General features: G+C 47.5%; 14 protein-coding genes. 4 read left to right on the top strand and 10 right to left on the bottom strand.

Annotated features, from left to right (window positions below; all coding sequences use genetic code 11):
* Nucleotides 1-32: 32 nt before the first annotated feature.
* From KQI_RS0116260 to KQI_RS0116250, 3 genes are all read right to left on the bottom strand, one after another.
* A complete protein-coding gene (locus KQI_RS0116260; protein ID WP_010347883.1) occupies nucleotides 33-1,418 on the bottom strand; it encodes a DEAD/DEAH box helicase in 1,386 nt (461 codons plus the stop codon).
* A 121-nt stretch (nucleotides 1,419-1,539) separates the two neighbouring features.
* Complete coding sequence (locus tag KQI_RS0116255) at nucleotides 1,540-2,319, bottom strand: SDR family NAD(P)-dependent oxidoreductase (protein WP_010347882.1); 780 nt, start codon at nucleotides 2,317-2,319, stop codon at nucleotides 1,540-1,542.
* Nucleotides 2,320-2,359: 40 nt separating this feature from the next.
* Nucleotides 2,360-2,818, bottom strand: coding sequence for a chemotaxis protein CheX (locus KQI_RS0116250; protein WP_010347881.1), 459 nt, complete (start codon nucleotides 2,816-2,818; stop codon nucleotides 2,360-2,362).
* A gap of 429 nt (nucleotides 2,819-3,247) precedes the next feature.
* Between KQI_RS0116250 and KQI_RS0116245 the strand changes: the two genes are divergently transcribed.
* The 3 genes from KQI_RS0116245 to KQI_RS0116235 all read left to right on the top strand — a co-directional run bounded on the left by KQI_RS0116245 (nucleotide 3,248) and on the right by KQI_RS0116235 (nucleotide 5,873).
* Nucleotides 3,248-4,150: a LysR family transcriptional regulator gene (locus KQI_RS0116245; protein ID WP_007431893.1), complete on the top strand. Its 903-nt coding sequence runs from the start codon at nucleotides 3,248-3,250 to the stop codon at nucleotides 4,148-4,150.
* A gap of 60 nt (nucleotides 4,151-4,210) precedes the next feature.
* Complete coding sequence (locus tag KQI_RS0116240; protein ID WP_010347880.1) at nucleotides 4,211-5,020, top strand: histidinol-phosphatase; 810 nt, start codon at nucleotides 4,211-4,213, stop codon at nucleotides 5,018-5,020.
* A 112-nt stretch (nucleotides 5,021-5,132) separates the two neighbouring features.
* Nucleotides 5,133-5,873 (top strand): GTP pyrophosphokinase, encoded by a 741-nt coding sequence (locus KQI_RS0116235; protein WP_010347878.1) that lies wholly within the window; start codon nucleotides 5,133-5,135, stop codon nucleotides 5,871-5,873.
* A gap of 327 nt (nucleotides 5,874-6,200) precedes the next feature.
* Here the strand turns inward: KQI_RS0116235 and KQI_RS29000 are convergent, their stop codons facing one another.
* Complete coding sequence (locus KQI_RS29000; protein ID WP_241763936.1) at nucleotides 6,201-6,659, bottom strand: hypothetical protein; 459 nt, start codon at nucleotides 6,657-6,659, stop codon at nucleotides 6,201-6,203.
* A gap of 60 nt (nucleotides 6,660-6,719) precedes the next feature.
* Complete coding sequence (locus KQI_RS29320; RefSeq protein WP_169314556.1) at nucleotides 6,720-6,860, bottom strand: hypothetical protein; 141 nt, start codon at nucleotides 6,858-6,860, stop codon at nucleotides 6,720-6,722.
* A gap of 154 nt (nucleotides 6,861-7,014) precedes the next feature.
* Here KQI_RS29320 and KQI_RS0116215 point away from each other — a divergent pair, with 154 nt between their 5' ends.
* Nucleotides 7,015-7,230, top strand: coding sequence for a helix-turn-helix domain-containing protein (locus KQI_RS0116215; protein ID WP_010347876.1), 216 nt, complete (start codon nucleotides 7,015-7,017; stop codon nucleotides 7,228-7,230).
* Nucleotides 7,231-7,680: 450 nt separating this feature from the next.
* On the opposite strand, the gene KQI_RS0116210 is transcribed toward KQI_RS0116215, so the two are convergent.
* From KQI_RS0116210 to sdhA, 5 genes are all read right to left on the bottom strand, one after another.
* Nucleotides 7,681-8,259, bottom strand: coding sequence for a GNAT family N-acetyltransferase (locus KQI_RS0116210; RefSeq protein WP_010347874.1), 579 nt, complete (start codon nucleotides 8,257-8,259; stop codon nucleotides 7,681-7,683).
* Nucleotides 8,260-8,311: 52 nt separating this feature from the next.
* Nucleotides 8,312-9,052: a metallophosphoesterase family protein gene (locus KQI_RS0116205; RefSeq protein WP_010347873.1), complete on the bottom strand. Its 741-nt coding sequence runs from the start codon at nucleotides 9,050-9,052 to the stop codon at nucleotides 8,312-8,314.
* A 111-nt stretch (nucleotides 9,053-9,163) separates the two neighbouring features.
* Nucleotides 9,164-10,108, bottom strand: coding sequence for a metallophosphoesterase (locus tag KQI_RS0116200; RefSeq protein WP_010347872.1), 945 nt, complete (start codon nucleotides 10,106-10,108; stop codon nucleotides 9,164-9,166).
* A gap of 270 nt (nucleotides 10,109-10,378) precedes the next feature.
* Nucleotides 10,379-11,146, bottom strand: coding sequence for a succinate dehydrogenase iron-sulfur subunit (sdhB, locus tag KQI_RS0116195; protein ID WP_010347871.1), 768 nt, complete (start codon nucleotides 11,144-11,146; stop codon nucleotides 10,379-10,381).
* Between the two features lie 20 nt (nucleotides 11,147-11,166).
* The gene (sdhA, locus tag KQI_RS0116190; RefSeq protein WP_010347869.1) at nucleotides 11,167-12,912 is read right to left on the bottom strand and encodes a succinate dehydrogenase flavoprotein subunit; all 1,746 of its coding nucleotides are present in this window, start codon (nucleotides 12,910-12,912) and stop codon (nucleotides 11,167-11,169) included.
* Nucleotides 12,913-12,915: the final 3 nt, after the last annotated feature.

Raw genomic sequence — 12,915 nt, 5'->3', positions numbered from 1 at the left:
GCTCCCCCTCTTCTCCCTTATCCGTTCGGTCCTTATTCGTTCGGCTTCGACCCTTTTTCCTTCAGCCATCTTGGTGCACCCTTGTTTTTACGCTCACGCTCGCGCTGAGCTTTTCCTGCTTTGGACAAGGCTGCTCCTTTGCCCTTGCCTGAAGCCGAACCGATTGCGGCAGTCCTGCCGGGACGTCCGTTCTCACCACGAACAGGTGCCTTGCCGCTTTCCGCCCCGTCAGAAATCGTTCTCACCTCGGATGGCCTTACAGGCGCACGCTTGGCATCCGCCGGACGCGGCACGACTACACGTCCTCCATGCAACGCACGTTCTGTGATGTTAATGTCCAGTTCACGGGAGAACTTGCGCATAATAAACGTTTCACGCTCGGTAACAACAGACACAACCAGTCCTTTGCGTCCCATCCGTCCTGTACGTCCCGCACGGTGAACATAGGCTTGACTGTCCGTAGCTGGATCAAAATGAATAACCATTTCCAGTCCCTCAATGTCCAGACCACGGGCTGCCACATCGGAAGCGATCAGCACCTTGAGCTTGTCCTCCCGGAATCGGGCCAGCACGTTGCTGCGCGTGACTTTATCCGCATCACCATACAGGGATGCTGTAGTCAGTCCCATATGATTGAGCTTGGCTTCAATCTCCCCGATAGCATTCGTTGTATTCACGAACACCAGCGCTTTTCTCGGATTAAAATGACGCACCAGACGGCGCAGCATATCCACCTTATCCCGCTCTTCGGTTACAAAGTAATAATGCTCCAGTCCACTGGCTGTTTTCTGATCGGGATCAATGCCTATTTCCACGTAATCATTCATCTCACGCTTCGCCAGCGCTTGAATCTCATCGTTCAGCGTTGCGGACAAGAATACCAATTGACGATCACGCTGGGCAGTGCCCAATATGTTCTTCACATCACCTGCTCCGCCGAGCTGGAACATCTGGTCCACCTCGTCGATGACGATGGCTGTTATGTTGTGCATTTTCAGCTTTTTCGCAGCAATGAGTTCCCGTACACGTCCTGGTGTGCCGACAACAAGCTGCGGATGATCCTTTAGCTTCTCGATCTGGCGTTTGATGGCTGCTCCGCCAATCAGGCCAAGCACGCGGATTCCGCGCTGCTCTCCGTAACGTTGACCCTCACGCACAATTTGCATCGCCAGTTCCTGACTTGGGGCGAGTATCATCTTTTGCGTAGCCTTTTTCTGCGGGTCAATCGCTTGCAGCAGTGGCAGCAAATAGGCCAGTGTCTTCCCTGTACCCGTCTGCGAGCGCGCCAATACATGCCTCCCCTTCATAATTTCGGGTATAGCCTGCGCCTGCACCGGCGAAGGCTGTGTAATTTCATGCTCAGCCAGTTTGGTCAACAGATCTGGTTCAATGCCAAGCGATTCAAAATTCAATGTCATGAAAAGGTCCAACCCCTATACGTAAATTCGTTACTCTCCATTATATGCGAAAATAGCCCCGTTACCAAATCACAAAAATAAAAGATGTCCCTCACCATATCCATGGCTTTTGGGACATCTTTTATTTCTTGTTCATTACACCATGACCCAGCCTGTCGTTCAGTCTGGGAGCAAGCTGATACAACTTGAGAAAAGGAGATACCCACCGCGGCAGATTAACCTCTTCCCTGCGAAGCTCTATCGCCCTTACAATGTGCTGTACTACCTTATCCGGCTTAAGCATAAACCAGCTTACATTACGAACATATCCACCCGAAGGATCTGCAAGCTCAAAAAATGGCGTGTCAATCGGCCCGGGATTTATCGTCGTTACGGTCACGCCGCTCCCGCGCAGCTCTTGCCGAAGCGCATTGCTGAACCCGAGCAATGCATGCTTCGTCGCTGTGTAGGAAGTCGATTTGGCTGTCCCGATTTTCCCGGCCATAGACGCTACATTGACAATCTGCCCGCTGCGCCGCTCTTTCATTTGCGGCAGGAACGCCTTAATGCAGCGAACAGCCCCCATATAGTTTACGTCCATCATTCGTTCAAACTCCGTCAGGTCTGTTTCATGAAAATACTCAAACTTTCCGTAACCCGCATTGTTGAGCAAGATATCGACCTGTCCGTACTGCTCCAATACCCGGGTAGCAACGGCCTCTACTTGCTCCTGACGGGTGACATCCAGTGGAATCAACTCATGTCTGCCGCTGATTGTCGCAGACACTTGCTCCAGCCGCTCCTGCGAGCGTGCTGTCAAAATAGGGACCGCGCCCTTTTCGCTCAGCAAGCGTGCACAGAGAGCGCCAATCCCACTCGATGCTCCTGTAATTACAACTACCTTATCTTGCAATATACTCATGGTCATCCCTCCATATTAAAGAAAACCTTCTTCTTTAATATTAAGAGATCATTACCTGAATATCCATCTCACCGATTCCTTCCACAGTTAGCGGAATAAAAAGGGCACGCTGAGGTACAAAAGTAGTCAGGTTTTCCGATTTCATGACTTGCGGAGGCGTGATGTCTACGACAATTCCCTGACTGGACAAAATCGTACTGGCATTACCACTAATCATATTGCCTAATTCGGAAATTGCACTTTTTCCCATCTCGTCAATTTCAGTCAAGACAAATCCGCCCATCATCGCTGATACCATACGTAGCGCCACCTGTTCATTCAGACCGAACACAATATTTCCGCTAAGCTGTCCGGTCATTCCGATCATAATCCAAATATGGTCATCTACCAGCTCGACATTTTTCACACCGAGATTGCCGGGTGAAGGAGAGACTTGGATCAGTTGTTCAATGACCCGTCGCGCCGACTCCAAAAAAGGATTTATCACTTCTGCCTTCACGATCATTGCGCCCCTTTACGATGGGCTTTTAGACACACAACAAAAGTCCCATTTAAATTAGAATTTTTAGTTCAAATAATGATACAAAACGAGTCGACCCTCAACAAAATACTCTCTTTATCACTTATCGACAGCTTCCCGGCAATTTTTTATAGCCAAATCACAAAAAATGTGAATATTGTCCTATATCTCACTTCCTATCAGAACTAAACTAAATTATTTTTGATGTAAATCAGGACTTTAGTCTTTATTTCCCAATATACCATACTTCACCGTGCTCTGCTTTGATTCATTGCCCTTCCTGCCCGAATAACCTATAATCTAATGAAATAAAGCATATCGACGGTTTTACATATGAACAGGTGAATTGGCTAAAAATATTCAATCTATACAGCTGCGACAGAATTAAGAAAAGAGAGGAGGAACTTCATGAACATCAGTCAACTTGAAACGCTTATCATGATTTCCAAAACCATGAGTTTCCGAAAAGCCGGAGAACTTCTCAATTTAACGCAGCCCGCGGTGTCCGCCCAGATCAAAAGCCTGGAGGACGAATTCAAAACCATTCTGATTGACCGCAACCAGCCCGTCACCCTGACCGACCGGGGAACTGTCTTTTTAGAGCACGCCGAGCGCATATTGGAGATAGTCGAGGAATTACGGCAGAAATTGTACGATCTAAACGAAACGCCGCAGGGGCATATTGCGCTGGGTACGACCACATCCATCGCCATTCAAATTTTACCGCGCGTGCTTTCCTACTTTCAGGATCAGTTCCCGCTCATCAAAACCTCCATTCAATCTATGGCCTCCTCCATGATCTATCAGCAGGTGGAGAACGGACTTATTGATGTAGGTATCGGCTATCTGATCGAACGGAATCCGAATTTGAGCACTTCAGTTCTATATTATGATTCCTTTGAGCTTGTCGTGTCCCCTACTCATCCACTGGCCTCCCAACCGCACGCTACCATTGAAGCCCTTCGGGAAATTCCGCTTATTCTGCTCTCTCCCGATACGGTAGGACGGAAATTCGTGGACGATGTATTTAAAAAGCACCAGATCGTGCCTCACGTCGTGATCGAGTTGTCCAGCAGTGAGGAGGTCAAACGGATGGTCGAAATTAATCTGGGCGCTGCCATTATCTCAAGACTGTCAGTCACTTCCGAGCTGCGTACAGGCACATTAAAAATGATCCATATTCCCGAGTTGGAGGTTAGTCATCCGGTAGGAGTGATTTATAAATCAGGCCGATATCTAAACTCAGCCATGCAGCAATTTTTAAGCGATTTGAAGGGGATGCCGGAAACGAATTTTACCAGTTCTGAATAACGTAATTCGCTATGAACACCATACGGAATATGAACCTTGATTACGAAAGGAAGAAAGGCTATGAAATTTGATCTGCACACCCATCATTTCCGTTGCGGTCATGCGGACGGCAACATTCGGGATTACATTGAAGCTGGCATTCAGTCTGGCTTGCAAGTGATTGGCATTTCGGACCACTCCCCTTTCCTGGGCAGCGAGCAGGATCAGGCTTTTCCGAAGATTTATATGGCAAAATCTCAGCTTGCCGAGTACGTTGAAGAGGTGCAACAGCTTAAACAGGAATACGCAGGCCGCATTGACGTCCTGCTCGGATTGGAGACCGATTATTTTCCTGATTATGCGGAGCTATATCGTTCCACGCTGGCTCCATATCCGTTTGATTACCTTATTGGGTCGGTCCACAGTGTTGAAGGGGACAGCATTTTTAACCGTAGCCGTTGGAAAAAATTAAGTGATGCTCGCAAAATCGAGGTCAAGCAAGCCTACTATTCACTCATTCAGGAGTCTGCGCGAAGTGGGATGTTCCAGATTTTAGGTCATATTGACGCGATGAAGGGGAATTTTCCGGACTTTTCAGATATTCCTGCCGATGAGGCGATCGATGAAACCTTACGGGTGATTGCAGAATCCGGCGTAGCCATTGAAATCAACACTTCGGGTAAAACCAAGCTGAGTGGCGGATGGTACCCGTCTGAATCTATTTTAGAAAGAGCGCACCATTTTGGCGTAGAGGTCACCTTTGGATCAGATGCCCACAAGCCTTCGCGAGTAGGCGAGGATTGGAACGAAGTGAAGTCGATGCTGAAGGATATCGGCTTCCGGGAATGGGTTTATTTTAAGGAAAAACGTAAAATTTCCGTGCCCTTGTAATGGCGCTTTAAGCTTTATTTAGGGTGGGATCGTCGCTCCGCTACCAACCACCCTAAACCATACAGCTCCACTATGTTAAATAAACGTCATCTATGTGTGAGGAGAATTACATATGCATTTAGAAAATCCAATGGACAAGCTCAAAAAACTAAAGTATGACATCACGCGTTTTATGCTAATCTATAAATTCGCACTCGACGAAATGGAAACCAAGATTGAAATATTAAAACAGGAATTTCAGACCCTGCACGATTATAGCCCTATTGAGCATACTAAATCACGGCTCAAATCTCCTGAGAGCATTATGAATAAAATGGTTCGGAAAAATAGCGAGCTTTCCCTCGACGCTGTCAAAAATCAAATTAAGGATATCGCCGGACTGCGCATTACCTGCTCTTTTATTTCTGATATCTATGACGTCAGCAACATGCTTCAGAGCCAAAATGATTTGAAGGTGCTGGAAATCAAGGATTACATCAAAAATCCCAAACCAAACGGCTACCAAAGTCTGCATTTGCTGATCCAAGTCCCTGTATTCATGTCAGATTGTCAGGAACTAGTCTGTGTAGAGGTACAAATTCGAACGATTGCGATGGATTTCTGGGCAAGTCTGGAGCATAAAATCTTTTATAAATATAACCAGTCCGTTCCCGAAAACCTGACACGTGAATTGAAGAATGCGGCAGATTCTGCTAATGCGCTGGATCTCCAAATGGAACGGCTGCATCGCGAAATCAAGGAGATTAAAGATGCCAGAGGCGAAGAGGACTCCATTGAAGAGCTTCGGAAGATCATGATTAATAATCAGCAAATTGCAGTGCCAGCCAATTTCTTGAAGCTTCTCGGAGAGTAAATGGATAGGCTTCGACGTTGATCCACCGCTATGTGAATGATTTGATCTTATAATACTTATGAACACTGTTGCAACGGGATTCTCAGGATTATATAAAAGGGTAGAATCCCATTGCAAAGGCGAACGCTTGCGCTTCTCCAGATTTAAATCCTCCGCTCCGCTGCCAACCTCCTCTTAGCTCTCTTAAGCATATTCCACACCTCTGTAAAATGGATTTTCAATAAGCATCTGTAGGCTGATCCAATCGCCTTTAAGTGTCTTTAGAAACAGTTTGCCGTCAATTAATCTTCCTGTTCTATACATACACACTCCTCCTTTGTAAAACAGTTAATAACCAGATACATGGCGGTCGACTTCTTCCTCAGCCCTTTCAATCGCTTGGATTAAAGTCATTTCAGGTGCACCCTGCTTATATTGAACGGCCTTCTCACATGTACCTCCTGCCCCTGCCCACTCCCAATACAGATGAATGTCAACGGACTCCAGAAAATATACAGATAATGCTTCAACAGGATTTGCGGCATACAACTCCATAAATTCCTCGTCTGTAAGCTGATGATGCCGAAGATATTCACCTTTCATATTGCAGAGTAGATTAAAAGTGTCTTGTTCGTTAGTATAAATAGAACGGGCAATGAACTCATTGCGCCTTTCAACCGAGTTCAGTATGATTTGCATAGCATTACGGATGTGCTCATCTTCGGAACTGATATGAAACATGTGAATGAGATCGTTCATGGTCAATTTGGGATTAAACGGGGCTGGCTTTATGATTCGTGTCCACACATTATTCTTTTCTTTCTCAAATACTTCAATAGCATCTGAGACATTATAGCCAATCGTTTGCTATTTACGGTTCAGAGCATCGGTGATGTGATAATAATGTATCTCTTTTTCATGCTTTCCCTCTTCTTGTGGCCAAACTGGTTCCATGCGAGCGATGTCCAGAATGTGTTGTTTGTTGACTTTATTTCCTAGTGTGCTCATATGTACTCCCCCGATTCTTTTTTGGTAAAATGGCAACAGCAAAGCCAAGGATATGATGCATATCCCCTTGTTAAGATAAATAGTATGTAAATCATTTATTATACGTTCCTTAGTATATACTATGGATAGTATAATGTCAATGGAGGTTTTAAGTTTGCTAAAGGTTAAATTGAAGCTACATATCGTTATGAAAAATAAAGGCATCACTCAAACAAAGCTGTCTCAATTAACAGGAATCCGCCAAGCTACGATTTCGGACATGTGTCGTAATGCAAGACAGGAAATTAGCTTTCCCGTAATCGAAAAAATCGCCCATGCTCTGGAAATCACAGACTTATCAGAATTAATCCAGTTAGAAGAAGAGAACTGATAGCCCTTAATTCAAGCCAGGAGATAATCTAATATGGATCTATATAAGTTAAACTAAAAAATGTACAAATAAAACGGAGTAGGCGGAATGGTGCTGTACAAGCGAAGCGGTCGCTTTTGTCCCCGGATTTCTACCTTGATCATAGGCTTTATTTCGGGAATCCGGGGGCGGTGGCGATGGGAAGCACCATCCGTCTGCGCAGTGGCACGATAGGTAACTTTCAAGTTCAACTTATATAGTCATAAAACTTAAAGACGTCATATGAATCATAGGAATCGCCTGTAATCGCAGGTAGCTGCAATAGAAACATAAAAAAAGAGGACCCGAAGCTTCGGGTCCTAGCAACATTTATTATTCAAAAGGGGGTCATGTCTGTATTGTACCCGTCCTGTGTTAAAGTTGTTTTGCAGTTATGTTTCATCTTTGTAACAAAATATTCCTTTCCCATTTCTACGCATAATCCCCTTGGGTAATCGAAAACACCAATACATTGGGCACCTCTCCTGAAGGATCATAGGAGCGAATGATGCGGAGCAGACGCAGCTTATTTTTGACAAGCACACGCACGGAAGCCTGGTTATCCTCTTGGCAACGACCTTCGATTCGTTTGAGCTTCAAAGACCCGAAACCAAATTTCAGCATCACTTCCACGATCTCTGTAGCCAGTCCCTGTCCCCAGAATGGACGATCTAAAATATAGCCCAGTTGCGCCTCACCTGTACCCTCATTCCATTGCTGAAACGAAGCGATACCGAGCAGCTGTGAAGGGGTAACGCGTGTATCTCCTTCATGCCATTCCACTGCAAAGTGGAGGGAATCCAGAGAATCGCCAGCTACTTTGATTTGGGCAACCAGACGCCGCATTCGCGCATAGACGGGCTTGCGAATCCGATTCACGTATTGGATGACTAAAGGATCGGACAGCATCCGCTCCAATGCAGGATAATCCTCCGCTCTCAGCTGGCGTAATCGGACACGATGGGCGTAAAGCTCCGGCAGTCCTGAACGAAGCATTTCTTTAGTCAGCACATGGACCCCTCCTGCGGATGGATTGGCTTGCTGGAATGAATGTTTTCCACACTTAATCCAGGTCCTGAATTCCCCGGTAAATGCCTGTGCGCAACTCACGAATATAATACGACAACGAAGGGACATCGGCTTCCTCCGCTTGCGTGACCGCCAGCTCTATATCGTAAGGTACGCGTACAAAATGAATGGAAAAAGGGGTAGCTTGCTCTTCTCCCAGGTTTCCTTCCAGAATACAGTATGAAGCCTGGGTGACGTCCAGCGGATTCCCGACACTCCCGACATTAAATAGCGTCTTCCCCTGGAAATGCTGAATAAAGGCATTATGTACATCTCCATAGCCCACCACATCCGGGGCAAAAGCATCTTTTCCATTCTCCTCAGCCAACGGGTCAAACATGGCTAATCTTTTTTCCGGCTCATCCCAAGGCTGTACACGGTGGTACACGCTTTGGGGCGAAGCATGCACCAGACGGATACGACGACCGCTCATCCTGAAATCATAATGAAACGGTAACTGTGCCAAATACTGTACTCGTTCTGTACCCAAGCGCTCGGCTTGCCAGCTAAAATTGAGATCATCGTTAATGCTGACCAGCTCATCCCAATTTCCCCGCACGACAACTTCACAATGTTGACGAACTGCATCCAGAACCTCACGTGGACTAGGCCCTTTGCCGATCAGATCCCCCAAACAAAACACACGGCCAATGCCTCGGGAAGCAATATCCTCCAGCACCGCCTCACAGGCAGGCCAATTGCCATGAATATCCGAAATGACAGCAATACGCTCCATCTGAGCCTCACTCCTTTGTCCGAAAACAGCTACATCCTTTACTATATTCAAGCCTTCCCTGTGCAGCTCCAAGTCCAAGCATATACTGGTGAAGATAAAAAATATAATGGCCTATTGACCAGATTTTAGCGTAATGACACTAAGCTCTGGTCTGCACAGTACACGAATCGGCAGCTTGGTCATGCCAACCCCTCTGCTGACATAAAGCGGCATCCGGTCCGTCCCTACATGAAACAATCCCTGAACGTACTTGCGTCCACCCGGAGGCGGCATCGCTGCTCCGATGACAGGCAAACGCACCTGTCCTCCATGCGTATGCCCCGACAGTTGAAGGTCAAAGGACATTCGCGCCGCCACATCCGCATAATCCGGCTCATGCATCAGCAGCAGCTTGCACATTTCATCGGGGAGTCCATGAATGGCACGGCGCGGATTAGGTTTTCCCATGATATTATCCTCTAAACCAACCATCGCTACACGCTGTCCTACACGCTCCACAATCACATGCTCGTTTCTCAGCAACGTAAATCCGGTCTTCGGGTATAAGTCCTGTACTCCGGCTGGCAAGCCTCTATAATCATGATTGCCCAAAATGGCGAATTTGCCAAGAGTTGCATGCATGGAAGCCATAACCGGAACAGCAGCCTTCATGGATATTGCATAGTCATCCACAATATCACCTGTAAAACAGAGCAAATCCGGCTCCAGTCCGGCAATCCGGTCCGCAAGCCCGCGCAGATCCTGCTCATCCATATGAAAACCCAAATGCACATCACTGAAATGTACGACTCTGATACCGTCAAAAGCAGCTGGTAGACGGGGCAGAGACAAGGTGAAGCGTGTAATCTCCAAATGATTAGGCTCCCATAAGGAAGCGTATCCTCCAGCCAAAAGCGCAGTTCCCGCTGTGGCTAAAGCCGCTTTTTTCAAAAAACGGCGGCGGGAAGGATTGGCTGGCTCATTTGAAGTGGAACGCCGCGAAGAACCGGGAGGGATTGCGGCCTCATTGTACGGACCATCCTGACTCTCGCGGCGGGTTTGCGGCGTTTTCTCCATATGTGTGTCCCCTTGCTATTTATTCCTCTAGCTCACTATTCTGTAATTCTTACATCCGACCTGGTGACAGGTCGATTCGTTATCGGTTGCACAGTCACCTGCCCAGCCTCCTTTTCTCCAAAAACGATACACAATACCATAATTATACCATAAGTGCTATATTACTCTCCTCCCTCATGCTCCCCTTTATCTCTTATGAACGCAAAAAACAGGCTTTCTCCGATTGGAAAAAGCCTGTTTTGGTTTTGATGACATCTTGGCTGACTCGCGCTATACAGTCAGCCAACGCTTGAACATATGCTTGGTCGTTTGCTTGTTCATTTCGGCAATGGAGGTTGTCAACGGAATGCCTTTCGGGCAAGAACGTACGCAGTTTTGCGAATTACCACAGCCCTCCAGCCCGTCGTCCGTCATCAATGCATCCAGCCGCTCCTCCTGATTCATTTCCCCTGTCGGGTGGCTGTTAAACAGGCGAACCTGAGATATCGCCGCAGGTCCAATGAACGTTGTCTTCTCGTTGACATTTGGGCAAGCCTCCAGGCAAACCCCGCAGGTCATGCACTTGGACAGTTCATACGCCCATTGACGCTTTTTCTCCGCCATTCTGGGACCAGGGCCCAGATCGTAGGTGCCGTCAATCGGAATCCATGCTTTGACCTTCTTGAGTGCATTAAACATCCGGCTGCGGTCGATGATCAAATCCCGCACAACCGGGAATGTGCTCATCGGTGCAATCGTAATCGGCTGCTCCAGCTTATCAACAAGTGCGGCACAGGCCTGACGCGGCTTGCCGTTAATCACCATCGAGCAGGCTCCGCATACTTCTTCCAGACAGTTCGACTCCCAGCATACCGGGGCAGTCTCTTTACCATGACTGTCTACCGGGTTGCGCTGAATTTCCATCAGCGCGCTAATCACATTCATGCCCGGGCGATAGGGTAATTCGAATTCTTCCGTATATGGACTGGCATTCGGTTCATTCTGACGGGTCACAACGAACTTCACTGTTTTATTCGATTTCACTGCTTGCTCCGACATCTAAAATACACTCCCTCCTATTATTTGTTCTTGGAATAATCTCGAATACGCGGCTTGATCAGCGAAACGTCCACGTCTTCATATGAAATTTGGGGTCCTTCCGGTGTCCAGTCCGCAATCGTTGTTTTCAGGAATTCCTCATCGTTACGATCCGGGAAGTCCGGCTTATAGTGAGCTCCGCGGCTTTCATTGCGCAGCAGCGCCCCCTTGGTCATCGCTTCAGCCAGCTCCATCATATTCCACAGCTGACGTGTAAACGCCGCACCCGCATTGTTCCAGCGCGAAGCATCATTGATGTTGATGTCAGCATAACGCTCCTTCAGCTCTTTGATCTTGTGGATCGTAGCTTCGAGCTTGTCGTTATAACGAACGACAGTCATATTGTTCGTCATCCATTCGCCCAGCTCTTTGTGAAGAACATAAGCATTTTCTTTTCCGTTCATATGCAAAATATGCTCGTACTTCTCCGTCTGCTGTTTTACCGCTGCATCGAACACGGAGGAAGCTACATCCTGGGTGGATTTTTTTAAGCCCTTAATGTATTCCACAGCCTTCGGTCCAGCTACCATCCCCCCGTAAATAGCTGACAACAACGAGTTTGCACCCAAACGGTTGGCTCCGTGATACTGGAATTCACATTCCCCGGCGGCAAACAGCCCCGGTATATTCGTCATCTGATTGTAATCGACCCACATGCCACCCATTGAATAATGCACAGCCGGGAAAATTTTCATCGGGATTTTACGCGGATCGTCACCGACGAATTTTTCATAAATTTCAATGATACCGCCCAACTTCACGTCCAGCTCTTTCGGGTCCTTGTGAGACAGATCGAGGTAGACCATATTCTCGCCATTAATGCCAAGTCCTTCATCGACGCATACGCTGAATATTTCACGTGTTGCAATATCGCGTGGAACCAGATTTCCGTAAGCCGGATATTTTTCTTCGAGGAAATACCACGGCTTGCCGTCCTTGTACGTCCAAATCCGACCGCCCTCTCCCCGTGCCGACTCAGACATAAGACGCAGCTTGTCATCCCCCGGAATAGCCGTCGGATGAATCTGGATAAACTCACCGTTCGCATAACGTACGCCCTGCTGATACACCGCACCGGCAGCCGTGCCGGTATTAATCACGGAATTTGTGGTTTTACCAAAAATAATGCCAGGACCACCCGATGCCAAAATAACCGCATCCGCTGCAAAAGTTTTCACTTCCATCGTGCGTAAATCCTGCGCACAAATACCTCGACAGATACCTTCATCATCCAGTACCGCCTGTAAAAACTCCCAGTTTTCATATTTGGTCACCAAGCCCTCGGATTCCCAGCGTCGTACTTGCTCATCCAAGGCATACAATAGCTGCTGACCTGTCGTCGCTCCAGCAAAGGCTGTCCGATGATGCTGGGTACCGCCAAAGCGACGGAAATCCAGCAATCCTTCCGGTGTCCGGTTGAACATGACACCCATACGGTCCATGAGATGGATAATCCCCGGAGCCGCTTCGCACATTGCTTTTACCGGAGGCTGGTTGGCCAGAAAATCCCCGCCATAGACCGAATCATCAAAATGAATCCAGGGTGAGTCTCCCTCGCCCTTGGTATTCACTGCCCCGTTGATGCCGCCTTGAGCACAAACGGAGTGGGATCTTTTTACCGGAACCAAAGAAAATAAATGAACGTGGACTCCTGCCTCTGCCGCCTTGATCGTAGCCATCAGACCCGCCAGACCGCCGCCCACGACAATAATGTTGGATGCTACCATTTC

Source organism: Paenibacillus peoriae KCTC 3763 (genome assembly GCF_000236805.1).
In the GTDB taxonomy this organism is placed as follows: domain Bacteria; phylum Bacillota; class Bacilli; order Paenibacillales; family Paenibacillaceae; genus Paenibacillus; species Paenibacillus peoriae.
This window is presented reverse-complemented; position numbering and strand designations above follow the sequence as displayed.